At 74.4% G+C, this 21,328-nt stretch carries 21 protein-coding genes; 11 read left to right on the top strand and 10 right to left on the bottom strand.

The genetic code is table 11. The features are described from left to right. The first annotated feature begins 104 nt into the window (after positions 1 to 104). Positions 105 to 1,115 (top strand): hypothetical protein, encoded by a 1,011-nt coding sequence (locus P2424_RS13405; protein ID WP_346660083.1) that lies wholly within the window; start codon positions 105 to 107, stop codon positions 1,113 to 1,115. Between the two features lie 140 nt (positions 1,116 to 1,255). Here the strand turns inward: P2424_RS13405 and P2424_RS13400 are convergent, their stop codons facing one another. Further along, positions 1,256 to 2,488: a serine hydrolase domain-containing protein gene (locus P2424_RS13400; protein ID WP_276475980.1), complete on the bottom strand. Its 1,233-nt coding sequence runs from the start codon at positions 2,486 to 2,488 to the stop codon at positions 1,256 to 1,258. 205 nt (positions 2,489 to 2,693) lie between these two features. Continuing rightward, entirely contained in the window at positions 2,694 to 3,266 is a 573-nt protein-coding gene (locus P2424_RS13395; RefSeq protein WP_276475979.1) for a hypothetical protein, read from the bottom strand. Between the two features lie 262 nt (positions 3,267 to 3,528). Here P2424_RS13395 and P2424_RS13390 point away from each other — a divergent pair, with 262 nt between their 5' ends. Together P2424_RS13390 and P2424_RS13385 are read left to right on the top strand one after the other, a co-directional pair. After that, positions 3,529 to 4,125: a hypothetical protein gene (locus P2424_RS13390; RefSeq protein WP_276475978.1), complete on the top strand. Its 597-nt coding sequence runs from the start codon at positions 3,529 to 3,531 to the stop codon at positions 4,123 to 4,125. Positions 4,126 to 4,213: 88 nt separating this feature from the next. Continuing rightward, complete coding sequence (locus tag P2424_RS13385; RefSeq protein ID WP_276475977.1) at positions 4,214 to 4,921, top strand: HAD family hydrolase; 708 nt, start codon at positions 4,214 to 4,216, stop codon at positions 4,919 to 4,921. Between the two features lie 59 nt (positions 4,922 to 4,980). Here the strand turns inward: P2424_RS13385 and P2424_RS13380 are convergent, their stop codons facing one another. Further along, the gene (locus P2424_RS13380) at positions 4,981 to 5,217 is read right to left on the bottom strand and encodes a hypothetical protein (RefSeq protein ID WP_276475976.1); all 237 of its coding nucleotides are present in this window, start codon (positions 5,215 to 5,217) and stop codon (positions 4,981 to 4,983) included. Positions 5,218 to 5,518: 301 nt separating this feature from the next. On the opposite strand from P2424_RS13380, the gene P2424_RS13375 reads away from it, so the two are divergent. Next, entirely contained in the window at positions 5,519 to 5,902 is a 384-nt protein-coding gene (locus P2424_RS13375; protein ID WP_276475975.1) for a cold-shock protein, read from the top strand. A 142-nt stretch (positions 5,903 to 6,044) separates the two neighbouring features. Here P2424_RS13375 and P2424_RS13370 read toward each other — a convergent pair whose 3' ends face one another. The 4 genes from P2424_RS13370 to P2424_RS13355 form a co-directional block, all read right to left on the bottom strand. Then, positions 6,045 to 6,932, bottom strand: coding sequence for a 1,4-dihydroxy-6-naphthoate synthase (locus P2424_RS13370; protein WP_276475974.1), 888 nt, complete (start codon positions 6,930 to 6,932; stop codon positions 6,045 to 6,047). 68 nt (positions 6,933 to 7,000) lie between these two features. Continuing rightward, the gene (locus P2424_RS13365; protein WP_276475973.1) at positions 7,001 to 7,678 is read right to left on the bottom strand and encodes a futalosine hydrolase; all 678 of its coding nucleotides are present in this window, start codon (positions 7,676 to 7,678) and stop codon (positions 7,001 to 7,003) included. 90 nt (positions 7,679 to 7,768) lie between these two features. Beyond that, positions 7,769 to 8,296, bottom strand: coding sequence for a DUF2771 domain-containing protein (locus P2424_RS13360; RefSeq protein ID WP_276475972.1), 528 nt, complete (start codon positions 8,294 to 8,296; stop codon positions 7,769 to 7,771). A 159-nt stretch (positions 8,297 to 8,455) separates the two neighbouring features. Next, positions 8,456 to 9,844 (bottom strand): MFS transporter, encoded by a 1,389-nt coding sequence (locus P2424_RS13355; RefSeq protein ID WP_276478957.1) that lies wholly within the window; start codon positions 9,842 to 9,844, stop codon positions 8,456 to 8,458. Positions 9,845 to 10,246: 402 nt separating this feature from the next. On the opposite strand from P2424_RS13355, the gene P2424_RS13350 reads away from it, so the two are divergent. From P2424_RS13350 to P2424_RS13340, 3 genes are all read left to right on the top strand, one after another. Then, positions 10,247 to 11,134 carry a DUF3027 domain-containing protein gene (locus P2424_RS13350; protein ID WP_276475971.1) on the top strand — a complete coding sequence of 296 codons (888 nt, stop codon included), beginning with the start codon at positions 10,247 to 10,249 and terminating at the stop codon, positions 11,132 to 11,134. A gap of 174 nt (positions 11,135 to 11,308) precedes the next feature. Beyond that, on the top strand, positions 11,309 to 14,503 hold the full coding sequence (locus P2424_RS13345; RefSeq protein WP_276475970.1) for a molecular chaperone Hsp90: 3,195 nt from the start codon (positions 11,309 to 11,311) through the stop codon (positions 14,501 to 14,503). Positions 14,504 to 14,651: 148 nt separating this feature from the next. Next, entirely contained in the window at positions 14,652 to 14,888 is a 237-nt protein-coding gene (locus P2424_RS13340) for a hypothetical protein (RefSeq protein ID WP_209265439.1), read from the top strand. A gap of 155 nt (positions 14,889 to 15,043) precedes the next feature. Here the strand turns inward: P2424_RS13340 and P2424_RS13335 are convergent, their stop codons facing one another. Further along, entirely contained in the window at positions 15,044 to 15,319 is a 276-nt protein-coding gene (locus P2424_RS13335) for a DUF2530 domain-containing protein (RefSeq protein ID WP_276478956.1), read from the bottom strand. Between the two features lie 224 nt (positions 15,320 to 15,543). Between P2424_RS13335 and P2424_RS13330 the strand changes: the two genes are divergently transcribed. Then, a complete protein-coding gene (locus P2424_RS13330; RefSeq protein WP_276475969.1) occupies positions 15,544 to 17,022 on the top strand; it encodes an NCS2 family permease in 1,479 nt (492 codons plus the stop codon). Positions 17,023 to 17,037: 15 nt separating this feature from the next. On the opposite strand, the gene P2424_RS13325 is transcribed toward P2424_RS13330, so the two are convergent. Then, positions 17,038 to 17,289, bottom strand: coding sequence for a hypothetical protein (locus tag P2424_RS13325; protein WP_276475968.1), 252 nt, complete (start codon positions 17,287 to 17,289; stop codon positions 17,038 to 17,040). 285 nt (positions 17,290 to 17,574) lie between these two features. Between P2424_RS13325 and P2424_RS13320 the strand changes: the two genes are divergently transcribed. The 3 genes from P2424_RS13320 (at position 17,575) to thpR (ending at position 20,158) form a co-directional block, all read left to right on the top strand. Continuing rightward, positions 17,575 to 17,952, top strand: a complete 378-nt coding sequence (locus tag P2424_RS13320; protein ID WP_051019546.1) for a MarR family transcriptional regulator — start codon at positions 17,575 to 17,577, stop codon at positions 17,950 to 17,952. Positions 17,953 to 17,985: 33 nt separating this feature from the next. Beyond that, positions 17,986 to 19,488, top strand: a complete 1,503-nt coding sequence (locus P2424_RS13315) for an MFS transporter (RefSeq protein ID WP_276475967.1) — start codon at positions 17,986 to 17,988, stop codon at positions 19,486 to 19,488. A 76-nt stretch (positions 19,489 to 19,564) separates the two neighbouring features. Beyond that, entirely contained in the window at positions 19,565 to 20,158 is a 594-nt protein-coding gene (gene thpR, locus P2424_RS13310) for an RNA 2',3'-cyclic phosphodiesterase (protein WP_276475966.1), read from the top strand. Between the two features lie 146 nt (positions 20,159 to 20,304). On the opposite strand, the gene P2424_RS13305 is transcribed toward thpR, so the two are convergent. Further along, positions 20,305 to 21,306, bottom strand: coding sequence for an aldo/keto reductase (locus P2424_RS13305; protein ID WP_276475965.1), 1,002 nt, complete (start codon positions 21,304 to 21,306; stop codon positions 20,305 to 20,307). Between the last annotated feature and the right edge of the window lie 22 nt (positions 21,307 to 21,328).

The raw sequence follows: 21,328 nt of genomic DNA, 5'->3' as shown, positions 1-21,328 counted from the left end.
GGCTTGAAGGGCTAGTGGGCTGCGGGGACTTGGTGGGGATCGAGAGCGATCAGCTTGTCTTCGACTATCTGAGCCGGGTCGGGGACCTGGCGCACAGTACGCGGATGACTGCTGCCGAACGGGCCAAGCTCGTCGGCGGGTTGCGCGGCGAGATCGACCGGGCGCGGGCCGCGGAGGGCGGCGCGGTGACGAAGGCCGCCGTGCGGAAGATCCTGGACCGGTTCGGCCGCCCCGAGGATGTGGTGGCCTCGGCGAACGGCGGTGAGGCCCCCCGGCCCGCGGCGCCGACGCCGTCCGAGGCGTCGGCGGACGGCGGGAGCGGTGCGGGCCCGCGGAGGGCGCGAACCACCGGGGCCGAGCCGCCGACGCCCTCGCTGCCCGCCCAGCGCACCGGCGGCGGAACCCCGACCGCCGCGTTCGGCGCCTCCTCGCCGCACCTCGCGAGCCTCGACGAACTGGGGCCCGAGGACTCCGACCCCGACTGGTGGCGGGTCGACCCCAGCCCGTTCGGCACCGGCCCCGGCGGCACCAACGCCGTGGCGGCCGGAGAGCCGGTACCCGGCTTCGTCGGCGGGATCGAACTGCCGGAGGTCCTCAAACCCCCGCCGGGAGACGCCCCGGAGGCGCCGGGCGCGCCCGCGCCTTCCGGGCGGGCCCCGGTGGCCCCGCAGGGGGCTGCGCCCACCGAGCCGGCTCCGGCGACCGCACCCGGGCTGGGCGTGGCCGTGCTGCTGGGGCGGCGGCTGCGCGGCAAGGGCGGCGGCGCCGGGCGGGGCGGAGTGGTCGAGTGGGCCGCCGTGGTGCTGCTGGTGGCGGGCGCCGTGCTCGGTTCACTGATCCCGCTGGCCCTGGGATGGCTGGCGGCCTGGTGGTCGCCCAAGCTGAGCGGTAACGAGGGCAAGTGGGCGGCTGTGGGCATGCCCGGCCTGGTGGTGGCCGGTACGGGGGTGTGGCTGTGGGGCCGGGCGGACGGCCGGTGGGGCGAACCGCTCGCCGAGGGCAGCGAGGCCCTGAGCGGAGCGATCAGTGACGCCTTTCCGGTGCTGCTGCGTCTGGCGGCGGTGGCCAGCGCCCTCTATCTGGTGTGGCGCGCCCGGCGGTCCGCGCCGGAGTGAGAGCTCGCGCGCGGGCGGGGACGGCCGAGTCTGCGCACGGTCGTCCCCGTATGACAGTGGTCCGGTGGCTGTCGGCGACCGCGCGGGGCGGCTGCTGCGCGGGTCGGGTCAGCCGCCCCGCGGGGTGACCGCTGCGCCGGTCAGCCGTCCGTACCGCACAGGGCGTGGTCGACCAGCTTCCGGGTGGCGGTGTTGAGCCGTTCCTGGTCGGGCAGGCCGCCGTCGCTGGTGATCGAGACGGTGACCGCGCGGCGGCCGTCCTCGGTGACCCCGGTGCGGGTGTAGGAGCCGAAGCCGTCGCCCTCGTGGTGCCGGTAGTGTCCCCCGCAGGAGAGCGGATTGTCGCGCAGACCCAGGCCGTAACCGCCCTCGGGCCAGGCGGCGCGGTCCTCGGGGTCGTCGGTCCGCTCGACGGTCTCCTTCATCTGGGCGAGCCGGTCCCGGGGCAGCAGCTTGCCGGTCATCAGGGCGCGGAAGAAGGTGTCGAGGTCCCGGGTGGTGCTGATGACGGCGGAGTCGGCGCCGTTCTGGAGGCTGTGCTCGGTCACGTCGAGCGGCTTGCCGTCCTTGCCCGGTATCGGCAGGGTGACCCGGGCGTGCGGGCCGGGCATGAACGGGTTCGCGCCGGAGACCCGGGTGCCGCGGAGGCCCAGCGGGGCGATCACGCGGTGCTCGACCTGTTCCCGCCAGGGGAGTCCGCCGGCCTTCTCGGCGATCAGCCCGGCCAGCAGGTAGTTGGTGTTCGAGTACGACCAGCGCGGGGTGCCGCCGGGACGCGGGATGAACAGCGGCCGGTGGCGCATGGCGACGGCCACGTACGAGGCCACCGGGGTCGCGTCGTGGCGGTGGGTGTCGAAGTCCCGCAGCACCCCGGCCAGTTCCGGGTCGTCGACGTAGTCGTACAGTCCGCTCGTCTGCCGCAGCAGGTCGCGGACCGTGATCCGGGAGCCGTCGTTGCCGTTCCCCGCGACCAGGCCGGGCAGCCACTTCTCCACCGTGTCGTCCAGCGACAGCTTCCCCTCGTCGGCGAGTTGGAGCAGGACCACGGAGGTGAAGGTCTTGGTGGTGCTGGCCGCGCGGAACCGGGCGTTCCAGGGTACGGGCCTGCCGGAACCCGCGCGGGCCCGCACCGTGGTGCGGCCGTCCCGCACCTCGGCCAGCACCTTGACCTTGCCGCCGCCCGCCGTGCGGACGGCCGCCACGTCGTGCCGCAGCACTGTGCGGCCGACGCCCGGCCGGTCGCCGCCGTGCCGCCCGTCCGGACCGTCCCCGGTGCCGGCGGCGCCCGCGTACTGGGCCCCGGCGAGTCCCACGAGTACCGCCGCCGTCAGCGCTGCGGTTCCCCTGCGAGTCGTACGTGTACGGATGCGCATCGTCCGTCCCCCTCGTCCCGCGGCCGCCCGAGTCGGCCGCCGGGCGGAACCTTCGCCCGCCCGGAGAACAGGCAACCAGCGGCGGACGAACCGGACGAGGGCGCTGGGGCCCGGTCGCGGGGTGTTCTCAGCACCACCCCCGCCGCCCGGGGGGGGGCGAGGCGCGGGGTGGCCCGGGTGCGGGGACGTGTGCGCGGCGGGCCGCTCAGCGGCGCCGGCCGACGAGGGACGCCATCCCGAAGGTGCCGCCTCCGGCGGCGGCGAGCCCGAGCAGCGCGATGCCGCCCTTGAGTCCCTTCCACCAGAACTCGGCCGGGGCGCCGGGGTCGTTCTCCATCATCGACTCGAACACCTCGCTGCCGCCCGCGTTGAGGAGCACGAACACGAAGCCGTTGGTGGTGCCCAGGAAGACCGCGAGCATGGCGAACAGCGACGGGACGACGTACGCGGCGGGGTTGGGCCCGCCCACCTTGCCCGCCACGCCGCCCACGAGCAGGGCGAGCGCCAGTGCGAAGACCACGTACATGATCCGCAGGCCGACCTTGGAGAGGTCCTCGTAGCTGGCGAGGAGCAGCACGGCGAACGCTGTCGCCCCGGCGCCGGAGATGAGCCAGCCGAACAGGAACGCCTTGACCCCGCTGCCGCGGCGCTGCGGCGGGAATCCGGGCCCGCCGGGGTGGTACGGATAGCCGGGCTGCATGGGTTGCATCGGCTGCATGGACGGCGGCGCGGGCGGCATCGGCTGCATGGGCTGCTGCGGCGGCCAGGGCTGACTCATCGTTCCCCCGTGTGTGAAGCGTCGGCCCCCGTGTGCGACGCGTTGGCCGAGCTGAGCTCTGAACACCCAAAATACCCAAGGCACCCGGGTGCGGAAGCCCTCGGTGGCAGGAGAGTCCGGGGCGTTCCCCGTCGGTTACTCTTCCGCTCCAGTGCACCGAGACTGTCATGAACTCGCAACGGCCATGACGTCGGCTCGGTGTTCCAGTACAAGCTTGGACAGGGCTGTCCAGTCCACGCGCTCACGCACACCGGGGGATCACATGCGTACACGCCGCGCCATCGGCGCCGCCAGTCTCGTCCTCGCCAGTACGGCCGTCCTCGCGGGCTGCGCCGACGATCCCAAGGACAAGGCGTTCGGCGGCCTGGGCGATCTGGACGACATGCCGTCGGCGCCGTCCGCGCCCTCGTTCCCCTCGCCCTCCGGCAGCCCCGGACTCAGCTCGGGCGGCTACAGCGGAGGCTCCGGCAGCGGGTCCGACTCCGGTGGTCTGACCGGCGGCAGCAGCCCCACGCCCACCGTGTCCGCGCCGCCGACCTACAACCCGAGCGCGATCGGCGAGGTCGACGGCGAGAGCTGCGACTACTCCCGGTCGAGCGGCCGGATCACCTATCAGGTGAAGATCCAGAACGCCTCCGCCGACCAGGCGTTCCGCTACAGCTTCACCGTCCGCTTCAAGGTGGGCTCCTCGCCGAGCTCCACGATCGCGACCCGCACCGTCGGCACCCAGTTCAAGACCGTGACGGTGCGCGGCGGCGCCGACCGCTCGGTCTCGGTGCACGCCTCTTACTCCAACAACCAGCGGTTCGTCTACTCCTGCCAGGTCACCACCGCCAGCAAGTCCCCGACCTCGTCCTGAGCCGTGGGCCGTGGGCCGTGAGGGCCGGGCAGCCGTGGACGAGGGGCGGGCCGGAGCGGGGGACCAGGGGCCGGGCACAATGACCGGTATGACTACGCCCGTCCCGCCACCCGCCCCGGCGCCGCCGCGCACCGGGCCCGGCCCCACCGTGGGCTTCGATCTCGACATGACGCTGATCGACTCCCGCCCCGGTATCCACGCCACCTGGCGGCGGCTGGCGGCCGAGACGGGCGTACGCATCGACGCGGACCTGGTCGTCACCCGGCTCGGCCCGCCGCTGGTCCAGGAACTGGCGTACTGGTTCCCCGAGGAGGAGATCCCGGCGATGGCGGCGCGCTACCGCGCCCTCTATCCGGACCACGCCATCGCACCGACCACCGCGCTACCGGGCGCCCGCGAGGCGCTCGACGCCGTACGGGCCGCGGGCGGGCGCACGCTGGTCGTCACCGCCAAGCACCGGCCCAGCGCCGCGCTGCATCTGGACCACCTCGGCCTCGCCCCCGACGTGCTGGTCGGCGAGCTGTGGGCGGAGGGCAAGGCGGAGGCGCTGACCGCGCACGGGGCCGCCGCCTACGTGGGCGACCACGTGGGCGACGTGCGGGGCGCGCGGACGGCGGGCGCGCGGTCCGTGGCGGTCGCCACCGGGCCCTGCCCCGAGGCCGAGCTGGCCGCGGCCGGCGCCGACGTGGTGCTGCCCGATCTGACGGCCTTCCCGTCCTGGCTCGCCGCGTTCACCCGCGGAGAAGCGCCCGGCGGTCGCCCGCCGCACCCCTCGTGCGCCGGGCACCTGAGCTGACCCCGCCCGGCCGGGGTGCCGTCGCCCGGAGTCCTGCCGGGCGCCCGCGGGGGGCGGTGTCAGACGTGCTGTGCGGCCCGGCGTCGCTGCGCGACCGCGGTGCGCACCACCCCGACGGCCGCCAGCAGGAACCCGAGGCCCATCAGCATGCAGACGAAGTACGCGGGCGCCGGGAACGGGTCGGTGCCCAGGAACAGCGGGGCGACCGTGACCAGGGTGGCCACCGCGCCGATCAGAAAGACGATCCCGCCGATACGGACGAGAAGATCACCGGCGGTCGGAGTTTCAGTGTTCACCCACACAGGGTAGGTCCGGAAGCGAGTGCTCTCCCAGCGGGCACTCGGGCCGCCCGGAGCCTTCCCGGCCGGGAGCCACCCGGCGGCACCCCGCCTCCGGTGGCACCTTGCCACGGCGCCCCGGGCCATTAACCTTGGTGGCGGCGGGTCCTACGGCCCGCCCGACTGCTGTTCCGGGGGATCGGGGGTCGGGTACGGGGAAGATCTCGGGGCGCGGACACCGTCCCGACGCAGCAGGACCAGCCAGTTTCCAGCAGCCGCAGCCCGGTGCATCCGGACGAGTACGAGGACGAGGACAGACGTGCCTACCGGCAAGGTCAAGTGGTTCAACAGCGAGAAGGGCTTCGGCTTTCTCTCCCGCGACGACGGCGGCGACGTCTTCGTGCACTCGTCGGTGCTGCCGGACGGCGTCGAGGCGCTCAAACCGGGTCAGCGGGTGGAGTTCGGCGTCGTCGCCGGGCAGCGCGGCGACCAGGCGCTCTCCGTCACCCTGCTGGACCCGGCACCCTCCGTGGCGGCGGCGCAGCGTCGCAAGCCCGACGAGCTGGCCTCCATCGTGCAGGACCTGACGACGCTGCTGGACGGCGTCTCGCACTCGCTGGAGCGCGGGCGCTACCCCGACAAGCAGCACGGCCGGAAGATCGCGGGCATGCTGCGCGCGGTCGCCGACCAGCTCGACGTCTGACCCCGGCGCCCGGACGGTCCCGGGCGCCGGCCCGCCGGGCGCGAACCCCGCGCCCGGCCGCCCGGCCCGCGGCGGCGTGGCGGAACGGCTCAGCGGAACGGCCCGGCGGAGCCGCTCCGCGGAACCCGCGCGCCGCACCGCCTCACGGGGAGGCCAGCGCCTCCGGCGCCACGGGCGGTACGAGCCCTTCGGCCGCTGCCCGCTCGAGCAGCCCGCGCACGGCGGCGTAGCCGTCCGAACCCAGTTCCGCGGTGAACTCGTTGACGTACAGGCCGATGTGCTGCTCGGCCACCGCCGGATCCATCTCCTGCGCGTGCTCCAGCACATAGGGCCGGGAGGCGGCCGGATCCTGCCAGGCCGCCCGCACCGAGGCGCTGATCGTCGCGGCCAGCGCGCGCAGCGTCGGCGCGCCCAGCGACCGCTTCGCGATGATCGCGCCCAGCGGGATCGGCAGCCCCGTCGTGGCCTCCCAGTGCTCGCCCAGGTCGGCGAGGCTGTGCAGCCCGTAGTCCTGGTAGGTGAACCGGGCCTCGTGGATGACCAGGCCCGCGTCCACCGTGCCGTCCCGCACCGCGGGCATGATCTCGTGGAACGGCAGCACCACGATCTCGCTCACGCCGCCGGGCACCTCGGCCGCGGCCCACAGCCGGAAGAGCAGATACGCCGTCGACCGCTCGCTCGGCACCGCCACCCGCCTGCCGCTCAGCGCCGCGGCGTCCGTCGTGCCGGGGCTGTCCGCGGCTCCGGGCCGGGTGAGCACGAGCGGTCCGCAGCCCCGGCCCAGCGCCCCGCCGCAGGGCAGCAGCGCGTACTCCTCCAGCACCCAGGGCAGGACCGCGTAGGAGACCTTCAGCGCGTCCAGTTCGCCCCGCTCGGCCATGCCGTTGGTGACGTCGATGTCCGCGAACGTCACCTCGGGCGGCACCGCGCCCGGCAGCCGCCCGTGCACCCAGGCGTCGAAGACGAACGTGTCGTTGGGGCAGGGCGAGAAAGCGAGGGAGAGCGGCGCTGCTATGGCGTTCGTGTCCATGGGGGAAGCCCTTCTGTGCGATGCCGGGAGCCGGCCTGGGCGGTGCCGGAAGGTCCTGCGGCGCGGTACTAGGTGACCAGCTTGCCGAAGGCGGCGGTGAGCGCCGCCAGCGCGTCCGGGATACGCCAGGCCGCCCGGTCCCGGGGGCCGACGGCGTTGGAGACGGTACGGAGTTCGAGTACCGGCAGCACGACGCCGCGGGCCGCCGCGTGCGCGGCAGCGGCCTGCGCGACGCCGAAGCCCTCCATCGCCTCCGCGGCCGCGTCCGGATGCCGGGCCAGCAGCTCCGCGGCGCCCTCCCGGGTGCCGGTGACCGTGGAGACGCTGAGCACCGCACCGGTGCGGGCGCCGGTCGCCTCGGCCACTGCCCGCACCGGATGCGGGGGCGGGGTGTGCTCGGCGGTGCCGAACCCCAGCTCCGCCACCGAGGTGAAGCCGTCCGGGGTCCGGGCGCCCAGGTCGGCGGCGACGATGCGGTCGGCGAGCACGGTGTCACCGACCCGCACGCCGTTCGCGGCGAAGCCGCCGCCGATGCCGGTGGACACCACCAAGTCGTAGGGGTGCGCCCGTTCGGCGGCGGTCACCAGCGCGGTCGCGGTCGCCGCCGCGGCCGCGGCCGGGCCCACCCCGCCGGCCAGCACATCGAGCTGCGGGGCGCCGCCGGTGGCGGCGAGCACGGCCTCGCGTTCCGCGGGGACCGCCGCGACCACCAGCACACGCCGGTACGCCGACAGCGGGGACAGCACTGGAGTGCCTCCTGGGTGGATGGATCGCCGTGAACCGCGCCCCGGAGCGGCGCCGGTGGGCTTCCGGGGCGGTCGGGCGGGGACGGCTGCCTACTCGCCCGCCGTGTTCTTCAGGGTGAAGTGCCAGACGCCCTTGAAGTCGCCGCCGGAGGTCTGCACCAGGGTCAGGTTGATGCTCTTCTTCGGGCCCGAGGGCTTCTCACCCGGCTGCTGGGAGCGGGGCTGGAAGAACACCTCGCCCACGAAGGAGTAGTAGGTCTTCTTCAGCGTCTCGGAGAGCATCGGCTCGCCGTCGGCGAAGATCTGCCAGCCCGCGTCGGCCGTCTCCGGGGGGACGCCGATGCGGACCTTCTCGGCCGCGTCGACGGAGATCGTCTCGCTGGGTGCCTTGCTCAGGCACTTGCGCAGCTCGTCCTTCGGGATGGTCTTCCCGTCGTTGTAGCAGGAGGCCTCGGCGGAGACCGAGTCGCCGCCGACCGTCGCGGTGGCCATCGGGCGCGGCTGCTCGCACCCGCTGAGGGCGACGAGGCCGAGCGAGGCGGCACCGAGGGCGGCGGCGGTGCGCACACCCCGCGGCGACTGTGACGACATGCGGCCCTGCCGCGCGAGCTTGCTCATGCGGGCAGGCTATCGGGCCCGCACCGCTGTGCGACGTGGGGGTACGGCGTGCCGCGCGTCTCGCGGCCGGCGTGCCTGTCCGTGTGCCGGGCGGTTTCCGGTCCGGTGCGAGGCGGGTTCCGGCAGCGGGCCGGCGGCCCCGGAACGGCGAGCCGGGTGTCAGGCGACCCGGGGGCGGGCCGCTCCGCGCCGGGCCGCGCCCAGCAGACCGCGGACGGCGGTGAGCACCCCGGTGGCGACCACGGCGGCCGCGACCGTCATCCCCAGCCATCCGACCAGCGGCAGCGCCATGGCCAGGGCGCCGCCGGCGACCCAGGACATCTGCATCAGCGTCTCGGAGCGGGCGAAGGCCGAGGTGCGGACCTCCTCGGGGACGTCGCGCTGGATGAGCGCGTCCAGCGACAACTTGCCGAGGGCCTGCACGATCCCGGCGGTCGCGGCGAGGACCGTCACCGTGACGCTGCCGTACAGCACGGCGGCGACGGCCGCCGCCGTGAGGGCGCAGAACAGTACGCAGGTGATGATCACCTCGGGGCCGCGGGCCCGCAGCCAGGCGCCGATGGCGGTCCCCAGCGCGTTGCCGCCGCCCGCCGCGACACCGGCCAGCCCGAGCGAGACGGCGGCCCCGAGTCCGTCGAACGGGTGCTCGCGCAACAGGAAGGCGAGGAAGAAGGTGAGGAATCCCGAGAGGGCGCGCAGCGCGGAGTTCGCGAACAGCGCGCTGAGCACCGAGGCGCCGACGGTGCGCAGCCCGGGACGCGCCTGCCGCTCCGCGGCGGACGGCTCCGGCCCTGGCTGCCGCTGTGCCGTGGACCCGTCTCCCCCCGGCGCGCCGCCGGGCACGGGCAGTACCGCGGCCGCGGGGGCCAGCCGCGCCGGACGTTCGCCCTTGGCGGAGTCGACCTTGGGGGCGAGCGAGAAGGACAGGAAGGTCCCGACGAGGAAGACCGCGCAGGCGGCGTACAGCGGCCACCGCTCGCCCAGCAGGTGCAGTCCCGCGCCGGCCGGTGCCGCCAGGCCGGTGGCGAGCAACCCGGCCAGCGTCACCCGGGAGTTGGCCTTGACCAGGGAGATCCGCGGGGGGAGCAGCCGCGGCACCACGGCGGAGCGGATGACGCCGTACGCCTTGGAGGAGACCAGCACACCCAGCGCCGCCGGGTAGAGCTCCAGCCCGCCGGTCGCCACGGCGCCCGCCATGGTCAGCGCCAGCAGCGCCCTGGCCAGCATCGCCGCGGCCATCGCGGCGCGCCGCCCGTGCGGGACGCGGTCCAGCAGCGGGCCGATCACCGGCGCGAGGAGGGCGAACGGCGCCATCGTCACCGCCAGGTACAGCGCTACCCGCCCGCGTGCCTCGCCGGTGGGGACCGAGAAGAAGACGGTGGAGGCGAGCGCCACGGTGATGAGCATGTCGCCCGCGGAGTTGACCGCGTGCAGTTCGATCAGTTTGCCGAGCCCGGACTCGCCCGCGCCCTCCGCGTGCGTGGCGCGCCGGACGCGGCGGGCCAGCGCGGCCGGGGGGCGGCGCAGCGCGCGCCCCACCCGTCCCATGGCGCTGGGTTCGCCGCGTGTGCGGGGTTTGCCGGGCTTGTCGACAGGCACGCCGTCAGTGTGCCCCGAAACACGCCGTTCAGTTCCTCCCCTCACACCGCTTCGCTCTCTCTTTCCGGCCGCTTCCCGGCCCGCCCGTGGTCCGCTTCCGGGCCGCCCCCGGCTCCGGTGGCCGTCCCCTGCGCGTGCCGGGAAGGCTGGCTGCGGATTCCTCGGGTGACCCCGTGGGGTAGCGTGGGTGAACGGTGCGCACCGTAGGGCCTTTGAGCGCGGGCGCGGACGTCGCAGCGGCCATCCGGTGCCGCTCCGTCCCCGATCCCGCCCCTCCACTCGTGGCCGTACGGGCAGCGCACGCCGACAACGGCGCGACGGCGTAGGAGAGACGATTCTTGTGAGTGCTGCATGAGTGCCGCGACGCGGAGTACGAGCCGTGGCGCGCGGAGCCGGCGCGCCCCCGACAGACTGTGTGCCGAGGCGGTGGAGCAGGCCAGGGCCGCGGCCGAGGAGGCGGCGGCGCCCGGTTCCGTCGGCCCGTGGCTGGAGGCCGTCGCCGATCCCGGCGCGGACCGGGTGGTCACCCACCTCTTCGAGGCGCAGGAACCCGGCTACCGGGGCTGGCGCTGGGCGGTGACCGTGGCGCGGGCCTCCCGCGCCAAGAACGTCACCGTCGACGAGTCCGTCCTGATGCCGGGCCCGGACGCGCTGCTGGCCCCCGAGTGGGTGCCCTGGAGCGAGCGGCTGCGCCCCGGCGACCTGGGCCCCGGCGATCTGCTGCCGACCGACGCCGAGGACCTGCGGCTGGAGCCCGGCTACTCGGGTGCGGACGAGCCGCCGCCCGACTCGCCCGTCGCCGACGAGCAGCCCGAAGCCCGGGGCCCCTTCCGCGCCACCATCGGCGGGGTCGCCGAGGAGATCGGCATGGAGCGCCCGCGGGTGCTCTCCCGGTACGGGCTGCATGCGGCTGCCGACCGTTGGGAGGAGTCCTACGGTCCCAAGACGCCGATGGCGCAGGCGGCCCCGGCCAACTGCGTGAGCTGCGGTTTCCTGGTGCCGTTGGCGGGTTCGCTGCGGCAGGCGTTCGGGGTCTGCGCCAACGAGTACAGCCGCGACGGCCACGTCGTCTCCCTCGCCTTCGGCTGCGGCGGCCATTCGGAAGCGGCCGTCATGCCCCGCACCCCCCAGCCGCCGCCCCCCGTCGTCGACGAGACGGTGACCGACCCCTTCGGCCTGGGACGCGAGTCGGACCTGTCTTCGGAGGAGTCCGCGCCCGCCCGGGCGGAGCAGGGCTGAGGCGCAGCCCCGGGGCTGCGGCCGGAGCGCTGACGCGGAGCCGGGCCCGCGCCCGCGTGCCGTAACCTTCCCTCTCGCCGCTGGGGGTGGCGGGTCCGCCCGCCCCTCCGCGAGCGGGGGAGCGCGACAAGCGGGACGAGGGGACGGGATGCGAGTGCCGAGGAGGCCGGTGGCGTGAGGGACACGTTCGGAACCGAGGGGTTGCGCCGGAGCGTGCTGGACGCGTGGACGGCGTCCGCGGCCCGCTTCCGGGAGGACGCCAACGCCGAGCAGGACCTGGCGCTGGGCGGCTACCGGGACCGGCTGGTCGTGGAACTGGCGCAGAACGCCGCGGACGCCGCCGCCCGCGCCGGTGCGGACGGCCGGCTCCGGCTGGTCCTGGCGGACGGCACGCTGACCGCCGCCAACACCGGGCAGCCGCTGGACGCCGCGGGCGTCGAGTCGCTCTCGACGCTGCGCGCCTCCGCCAAGCGGGACGCCGCCGACGAGGGCGCGGTGGGCCGCTTCGGCGTCGGCTTCTCCGCCGTCCTCGCGGTCAGCGACGAGCCCGCCGTGGTCACCCGCGCCCCATCCGCACCGGACGCCGCCGAGGGCGTGCGCTGGTCGCTGGCCGAGGCCCGCGAGCTGACCCGGCAGGCGGCCGCCGCCGAACCCTCACTCGCGGCCGAACTCGACCGGCGCGAGGGGCATGTACCGCTGCTGCGGCTGCCGCTTCCCGCCCCGTACGACGCCTCCGTCGTCCCCGCGGGCTACGACACCGCCGTTCTGCTGCCGCTGCGGGACGAGGCGGCCGAGTCGCTGACCCGGCGGCTGCTGGCCGCCGTGGACGACGCGCTGCTGCTGGCACTGCCCGGGCTCGCCGAGGTCGTCATCGAGACCGGTGAGGGACCGGTCCGTACCCTGACCCGGCATCAGGAGGGTCCCTACGTCCGGATCGAGGACTCCGCCGCGGGCGCCACCCGGTGGCGGCTGGCGGGCGACAGCGGCCTGGCAGAACCCGAACTGCTGGCCGACCGGCCGGTCGAGGAGCGGGCCCGGCCCGGCTGGACGGTGACCTGGGCGGTGCCGGTGGACGCCGAGGGCGCGCCCGGCAAGCCGCGTACCGCCGCCTGCCTGCACGCGCCGACCCCCACCGACGAGCCGCTGGGCTTCCCGGCGCTGCTGCTGGCCTCCTTCCCGCTGGAGCCCACCCGGCGCCATGTGGCGCCCGGCCCGCTGACCCGCTTCCTGCTGGCCCGCGCCGCCGACGCCTACGCCGCACTGCTGCGCGACTGGCGGCCGGTGGCCACCAGCACCGTGGACCTGGTGCCCGGCCCGCTGGGCGCGGGTGAGTTGGACGGTGAGCTGCGTGCCCTGGTGCTGGAGCGGCTGCCGGAGGTTCCGTTCCTGGCGAGCGCCGTCTCGCGCGGCGGCGCCGGGGAGGAACCCGGGGAAGGGCTCGGGGAAGAGCCCGGCGCCGACGAGCCGTACGCGCTGCGTCCCCGCGACGCCGAGATCGTCGAGGGGACGGGTGCGGCGACGGTCGAGGTGCTGGCCGAGCTGTTCCCCGGCCTGCTGCCCGCCGGGCTCGAACGCCGCACCGAGCTGCGGGTGCTGGAGGTCCCGCGCGTCCCGCTGGGCGAGGCCGTGGACCGGCTCACCGGCGTCGAGCGGGAGCCGGGCTGGTGGTTCCGGCTCTACAGCTCACTCGCGGGCGTGGACCCCGAGCGGCTGACCGGGCTGCCGGTGCCGCTGGCCGACGGCCGCACGGCGGTCGGGCCGCGGCATGTGCTGCTGCCGCAGTCGGACGGCGCCGTGCCGCCCGGGAGGCTGGCCCGGCTCGGGCTGAAGGCCGCCCACCCGGACGCCGTGCACCCGCTGCTGGAGAAGCTGGGCGCCACGCCCGCCACTCCGCGTGCCGTGCTGACGACCCCGCAGGTACGGGCCGCCGTCGCCGGCTCGCTGGAGGCGGAGGAGGCGTGGGAGGACGGAGCGGAAGCCGCCGGTCCGGACCCCGAGGAACTCGCCGAGACCGTCCTGGGCCTGGTCCGCGACGCGCATCTCGCGCCCGGCGACGAACCGTGGCTGGGTGCGCTCGCGCTGCCCGACGAGGACGGCGAGCCCGCGCCCGCCGCCGAACTGGTCTACCCCGGGTCCGCGTTCGCACGGGTGCTGCGCGAGGGCGAACTGGCCGCGTGCGACGCGCAGCTGGCCGAGCGCTGGGGCGAGCAGCCGCTGACGGCGGTCGGGGTCCAGGCCGACTTCGCGCTGGTGCGGGCCGAGGACGTGGTGCTCGACCCGGACGGCTTCGAACCCCGTGAGGGCGACTACCCGGAGCCGGACGACCCCGGGCTGCTGGACGCCGTGGACGTGTGGTGCGAGGACGTGCTGGACCAGGTCGCGGCGGACGGCGGCGGCGAAGCCGCACTGGCGGTGCCGCCGGTCGCGGTCGAGTTCCTGGCGGTGCGCGACCTGGACCTGGTGGACGACGCGCACTGGCCCGAGGCCCTGGCGATGCTGGCGCGGCCGCCGCTGCGGGACGCGCTGACGGCTCCGGTGCGGGTGCGGCTGGGCGACGGCACGGTCACCGACGTCCGCCCGTACACCGCCTGGTGGCTGCGCGGCCACCCGGTCCTGGACGGCCGCCGCCCGGCCGGGCTGCGGGCCGCCGGGGGCGATCCGCTGCTGCGCGGCCTGTACGAGGAGGCGGACCCCGGGGAGGTCACCGACGAGCGGGTGCTGCGCGCGCTCGGCGTCCGCACGACGGCCGCCGCCCTGCTCGCGGAGCCGGGCGGCCCCGCGGAGCTGCTGCGCGGGCTGGCCGACCCGGACTGCCCCGTCGACCCGGCCCAACTCCACGGGCTGCACACCCTGCTGGCCGCCGCGGGCCTGGACCCCGCCGAGGTCACGCTGCCCGAGGAGCTGCGCGCGGTGCGCGCGGGCGGCACCGTCGTCGTGGACGCCGCCGAGGCGCTGGTCGCGGACGCGCCCGACGCCCTCCCCCTGGTGGGGGAGCGGCCGCTGCTGCCGGTGGCGCCGCAGTACGCGGCGGAGCTGGCCGCGCTGCTGGAGGTGCGGTCGGCGGGGGAGGCGGCCGCCGGACTGGTACCCGAGGAGGCCGGGACCGAGCGCGAGGTGCCCGCCGCCGTACGCGAGCTGCTGCCCGGCGCCCCGGAGCACTACCGCGAGCACGAGGAGCTGCGGATCGCCGGCGTCGAACTGGACTGGCGCCGCACCCCCGACGGGACCCTGCACGCGGCCACCCTGGAGGGGCTGGCCTCCGCGCTGGCCTGGGCGGCCGGGGCCTGGCCCCGCCGCTTCGAGGTCACCGCCCTGCTGGAGGACCCGGAGCGGGCGGCGGAACTCGCGGCGGCGCGCTGGTTCGACTGAGCACGGCCGGCTGCCGGAGGGCCGACGGCCTCCGGCAGCCGGCGCGGTGCCCCTCCAACGGGTGCGCCCGGCCGACTGAGACGGGGTCCGGGGCGCGGTTCGCGGGGTAACGATGTGCTCGCTTCCGCACCCGATCCGAGGAGAGCCCATGCCCGTCTGCGAGGTCTGCGACAACGACTACCCGCACACGTTCGAAGTCCGTGCGGCGGGGCAGGTGCACGTCTTCGACTGCCTGGAGTGCGCGGCGCACAAGATGGCGCCCGTGTGCGAGAACTGCGGCTGCCGCATCCTGGGGCACGGCATGGAGTCGGAGGGGCACTACTACTGCTGTGCGCACTGCGCCCGTGCGCAGGGGCGCACTCAGCTGGCCGACAGCGCGCCGTGAGCCCGGCGGCGTGCCGCGCCCGCCCGTCCTGAACCGGCGGGCGCGGCGCGGACCCGGGCGGGGGGACCGGTTCGCCACCGGTGACCGGTCCGATCACAGGACTGGTGGCCGGGGCCGGGCACTCGGTCCGTCGAGTGGGGGACGGACCCAGCAGGTCAGCTGTCCCGGGTCTCCTGGGTCTCCTGGGACGCCGCCTGGCGGATGGCCTTCTCGCGGGCACGGACGTACCAGAGCCCCACGCAGCCCAGGGCGGCGCCCGCGGCGCAGGTCCACAGCCACCAGGTGTGGTCGTGGTCGGCGAACCAGCCGTAGAAGGGGAGCTGCGCCAGGAACAGGGCGAGCCACAGCAGCGTGCCGGTGACGACGGTGGCGGTGATATTGCCCTCCAGCGGCTCGGGCGCCTCGCGCTCGCCGTTGGTCCACCTGTCCATGAGGCTCATCGCCCTGGCTCCCTCGTCTCTCGCCCGTTCTCCGGCTCCAGCCTAGCGAGGGGGCGAGGGGAGGCCGCAGGCGGAGTTGGCGATCATCCTGTTCAGTTGTTCATACTGAACCGGGCTGCTTGTGGCCGGATTTTTTCGTCGGATTATCCAATCTGATCCCAAGGTCGCAGTCCGCCCGCCCGCCCGCACGCACCAGCACGTATCCGAGGTCACGCATGTCCGCTTCGGCCAGCCCGGTCGATTCCGGGGGCTCCCCGCAGGGAACCCCGCCCGCCGCCCCGTCCGCACTGGACCGCTTCTTCCAGATCTCGCAGCGCGGCTCGACCGTCAGCCGCGAGCTCCGGGGCGGACTGGCCACCTTCTTCGCGATGGCCTACATCATCGTGCTGAACCCGATCATCCTCGGGGCCGGTGAGGACAAGTTCCACCAGCACCTCGACAACGGCCAGCTCGTGACGGCCACCGCGCTGATGGCCGGGCTCACCACCCTGCTGATGGGCGTCATCGGCAATGTGCCCATCGCGCTCGCCGCGGGCCTGGGCATCAACGCCGTCGTGGCGCTCCAGCTCGCCCCCAAGATGAGCTGGCCCGACGCCATGGGCATGGTGGTGCTCGCCGGGATCGTGCTGATGATCCTGGTGGCCTCCGGTCTCCGGCAGCGGGTGATGGACGCCATCCCGAACGGGCTGCGCCGCGCCATCGCCATCGGAATCGGCCTGTTCATCTCGCTGATCGGCCTGGTCGACTCCGGCTTCGTCTCCCGCAACCCGGACGAGGCGGACACCACCGTTCCGCTCGGTCTCGGGACCGGCGGCCAGCTCCAGGGCTGGCCCGTGCTGGTGTTCGTGCTGGGCCTGGTGCTGATGTACGTGCTGCTGGTGCGCAAGACGCGGGGCGCCATCCTCATCGGCATCGTGACGATGGCCGTCGTCGCCATCGTGATCAACGCCGTGGCCGACATCCCGGACGCCGCCTGGGGCCTGGCGGTGCCGAAGCTGCCGGACTCGGTGGTGGGGAGTCCCGACTTCGGACTGATCGGCGAGATCAGCCTGTTCGGCGGCTTTCAGGAAGTGGGGTGGCTGACCGGCTGCCTCTTCGTCTTCACGGTGCTGCTGTCGGGCTTCTTCGACGCGATGGGCACGATCATCGGCGTCGGCGAGGAGAGCGGACTGGCCGACGACCGGGCGCACGGCCAGCTTCCGCGGATGGGGCGCATCCTGTTCATGGACGGTGTCGGGGTGGCCGCCGGCGGGGTCGGCTCCTGCTCGGCCAACACCTGCTTCGTGGAGTCCACCGCCGGGGTCGGCGAGGGCGCGCGCACCGGCCTGGCCAACGTGCTCACGGGCGGGCTCTTCCTGCTCGCCCTGATCTTCACCCCGCTCGCGAAGGTCGTGCCCTCCCAGGCGGCGACCCCCGCGCTGCTGGTCGTGGGCTTTCTGATCATGGCGTCCAACGTGCGGGAGATCGACTGGGGCGACTCCACCGTCGCCATCCCGGCCTTCCTCACCATCGTCTCGATGCCGTTCACCTACAGCATCACCAACGGCATCGGCATGGGAGTCATCGCCTTCATCGTGCTGCGGGCCGCCGCCGGGCGGGCGCGGGAGACGCCGTGGCTGCTGAACGTGGTGGGGCTGTGCTTCCTGGTCTACTTCCTGCTGAATCCGATCGAACAGCTCCTCGGCGTCTCGTAGGCCCCGGCAGGGGCCTCAGGCGAGGCCCCTGCTGCCCTGGGGCGAGGGGCCGTAGAACTGCTCGGTCCGTTCGACGGATGCCTTGAAGCGCTCGTCGAAGTCGTCGCGGACGAGCGTCCGGACCACATAGTCCTGGACGCTCATTCCGCGTTTCGCGGCATGCTCGTTGAGCCGCTCGAAGAGGGCGGCCTCTATCCGCAGGCTGAGAACCTGGGAGTCGGGCTGCTCGTGGTGGTCGCTGTCGCACGGCGGAGTCAGGCTGCTCATACGACAACGGTCGCGAACCGACCCGCCTCGCTGTCCGGCGAACGTGTGTTGACTCACTCGTACGTGTGAGCCACTGCGGGTAAACCCCTTGGTCTTTAGGGCGGGTAATGAGTTAAGCTAAGGACCATGTCGGAACAGCTCCCCGCCCCGCGCTACGCGGACGGGCCCCCACCGGGCGCGGTCGACCAGCTCGCCGGGCCGGACCGGCCCGCGTCGCCCGACGAGGGCGAACAGGACCTCGCCGAGCTCGACAAGGAAGCCGTCAACGCACTCCGCGCCGCGGTGATGCGGCTCTCCCGGCGGCTCAAGCACCAGCGCGTGGACGAGTCACTGAGCCCCACGGAGATGTCCGTGCTCGGCACCCTCGCCCGCTGCGGCTCCGCCACCCCCAGCGAGCTGGCCCGCAAGGAGCATGTGCAGCCGCCGTCGATGACCCGCATCGTCGCGATGCTGGAGGCCAAGGGCCTGGTCCGGCTGGACGCGCACCCCGAGGACCGGCGGCAGAAGGTGGTCACCCAGACCGAGCAGGCCGAATCCATGCTCGCCGCCGCCCGCGCCAAACGGAACGCCTGGCTGACCGAGCTCGTCCAGGAGCTGGACGAGGAGGACCGGGCGACGCTGCGCGCCGCCGCGCCGGTGCTGGAGAAGCTGGCACATCTGTAAGGAGCACGACCCAGAACAGGAGGCGACGCCGCTTTGAGTACGGGCCACGGAGCAGACTCCGCACCCGCACCATCCGCAGCCGACCACACCACCCCGCAGCAGCCCCGCGACGCCCGAGGCCCGGACTTGGCCCCCGCCCGAGACCAGGACACCGCGCCCGCCGCGTCCTCGCCCGCCGCCGCATCCGCGTCCTCGCCCGGCGTCCCGGCATCCGCCGCGGCACCCGGCGTGCCCGCGCCCGGCGCCCCCGTGAAGCCCTCGATGTTCAGCTCGCTGCGGATCCGCAACTACCGGCTCTTCGCGATGGGCCAGGTCGTCTCCAACACCGGCACCTGGATGCAGCGCATCGCGCAGGACTGGCTGGTGCACAGCCTCACCGGCTCCTCCACCGCCGTCGGCATCACCACGGCCCTGCAGTTCCTGCCCATGCTGCTGTTCGGACTGTACGGCGGCGTCCTCGCCGACCGCTGCTCCAAGCGCCGGCTGCTGTCCGTCACCCAGTTCACGATGGGCGTCATCGGCCTGGTGCTGGCAGCACTCACCCTCAGCGGGAACGTGCAGGTCATGCACGTCTACGTGCTCGCCTTCGCGCTCGGTCTGGTCACCGTCGTGGACAACCCCACCCGGCAGACGTTCGTCTCGGAGATGGTCGGCCCCAGCCAGATACGCAACGCCGTCTCGCTCAACTCCGCGAACTTCCAGAGCGCCCGGCTCGTCGGCCCGGCCGTCGCGGGAGTGCTGATCTCCGCGGTCGGCGGCGGCTGGGCCTTCCTGATCAACGGACTGTCCTTCGGCGCCCCGCTGCTCGGGCTGCTGCTGATGCGCGGCGCCGAACTCCACACCGGTAAGCGGGTGCAGCGCGGCAAGGGCCAGTTGCGCGAGGGCCTGCGCTACGTGGGCGGCCATCCGGAACTGCTGTGGCCGATCGTGCTGGTCGGCTTCATCGGGACCTTCGGATTCAACTTCCCCATCTGGCTCACCGCCTTCACCAGCGACGTGTTCGACGCGGGAGCCGGCACCTACGGCACCCTCAACTTCCTGATGGCGGTCGGCTCGGTGGCCGGAGCGCTGCTGGCCGCCCGGCGCGGGCAGTCGCGGATGCGGCTGATGGCCGGTGCCGCACTGGCCTTCGGCGTACTGGAACTCGCCGCCGCGCTGTCGCCCTCGTACTGGCTGTTCGCCGCGCTCATGGCGCCGATCGGGCTCGCCGGGCTGACCTTCAACGTCACCGCCAACTCCAGCGTCCAGCTCGCCTCCGACCCGGCGATGCGCGGCCGGGTGATGAGCCTGTTCATGATGGTGTTCGTGGGCGGCACCCCCATCGGCGGCCCGATCATGGGCTGGATCACCGACACCTGGGGCCCTCGCACCGGATTCCTCGCGGGCGGCCTCATCTCGGCCGCGGCGGCGATCGCGGTCGCCCTCGTGCTGGGCCGCCTCGCCGGACTGCGCCCGGCGGTGAGCCTCCGGCGGGGGCAGCCGCCCCTGCGGTTCGTCCGCCGCGAGCGGGGCGAAGCGGTGACGGAGGCCGCGTAGCCGGTGGTGCGCGCCGGACCGCGGCAGCACACACCACCCGGCGGACGGCGCAGCGCCACCATGGCAGGCTGCCCCCATGAGACTGTTCGCAGCCGTGTGGCCGCCCCCGGAGGCGGTGGGGGAGCTGGCCCGGGCGGTAGCGGCCCTCAAGGAGCTGCCGGGCGCGGAAGCGCTGCGCTGGACGCAGCCCGAGAGCTGGCACTTCACGCTGAGCTTCTACGGTGAGGTGGACGAGCGGACCAGGGCGGACCTCACCGTCCGCCTGGGCCGGGCGGCGCACCGGGCGCGGGGGCCCGTCCCGATGCGGCTCGCCGGCGGGGGACACTTCGGCGACCGCGCGCTGTGGGCCGGGCTCCGGCAGGAGCGGTCCGACCGCGAAGCGCTGCGGAAGCTCGCCGCGGCGACCACCGCGGCGGGCCGCCGCGCGGGCCTGGCTCCGGCCGAGCACCCCTCCTTCCACCCGCACCTCACGCTGGCCCGCGCCAGGGGCCGGGGCCGCGGCGCCTCCGGGGTGGATCTGCGCCCGTACGCGGACGCGCTCGGGCCTTTCCAGGGCTCCGGCTGGAGCGCCGGGGAACTGCTGTTGGTGCACAGCGTGCCGCCGAGGAGCGCGGTACCGGGCGAGCAGCCCCGCTACGAGCCGGTGGAGCGCTGGCCACTGGGCCCGTGACGAAGCCGCTCCGGGCCCGGGCTACCGTGGTGGGCATGAACGCCAAGACCAGAATGCGCATCGTGACGGGTGTGCTGGTGGTGCTCTTCCTCGTCGTCGTCCTGGCCTCGGCCCTGGGCGGTCGCTGACCCTCGCCCGCGGCCGGGCTACCAGGCGAAGGCTTCCGGTGAGGGGCCCGGTCCCGGGAAGACCTCGTCCAGTGCCCCGAGCAGTTCGTCACCCAGCCGCAGCTCGACGGCGCGGAGCGCGGAGTCGAGCTGCTCGGCGGTGCGGGGCCCCACGATGGGGCCGGTGACGCCCGGCCGGGACAGCAGCCAGGCGAGCGCGACCTCGCCGGGTTCCAGCCCGTGCTCGGCGACGAGGTTCTCGTACGCCTCCAGCTGCGCGCGGACCGCCGGGTCGGCCAGCATGGTGGCCGCGCGCCCGGAGGCGGTACGCCCGCTGCCGCCGCCCTCCCGTTCCTTGCGCAGCGCGCCGCCCAGCAGTCCGCCGTGCAGCGGGGACCAGGGGATGACGCCGAGCCCGTAGGACTCCGCGGCCGGGACGACCTCCATCTCGGCGCGCCGCTCGGCGAGGTTGTAGAGGCACTGCTCGCTGACCAGCCCGAGACAGCCGCGCCGGGCGGCGGTCTCGTTGGCCTGTGCCAGGTGCCAGCCCGCGTGGTTGCTGGAACCCACGTAGAGCACCTTGCCCTGCTGCACCAGGACGTCCATGGCCTGCCAGATCTCGTCCCACGGCGTCGCCCGGTCGACGTGGTGGAACTGGTACAGGTCGATGTGGTCGGTGCCCAGCCGGCGCAGACTGGCCTCCACCGAGCGGCGGATGTTCAGCGCGGAGAGCTTGTCGTGGTTGGGCCAGGGCGCCTCGCCGTCGGGCGCCATGTTGGCGAAGCCCTTGGTGGCCAGCACGGTCTTGTCACGGCGGCCGCCGCCCTTGGCGAACCAGCTCCCGACGATCTCCTCGGTGCGGCCCTTGTTCTCGCCCCAGCCGTAGACGTTCGCCGTGTCGAAAAGGTTGACGCCTGCCGCCAGGGCAGCGTCCATGATCGCGTGGCTGTCGGCCTCGTCCGTCTGCGGCCCGAAGTTCATGGTGCCGAGAACGAGCCTGCCGACCTTCAGTCCGGTGCGTCCGAGCTGCGTGTACTCCATGCCGACACGCTAGGCACTTGGA

This window comes from Streptomyces sp. WMMB303, from assembly GCF_029351045.1.
Lineage (GTDB): Bacteria > Actinomycetota > Actinomycetes > Streptomycetales > Streptomycetaceae > Streptomyces.
The sequence above is the reverse complement of the archived record's forward strand: the minus strand, read 5'-3'. Positions and strand labels throughout refer to the sequence as shown.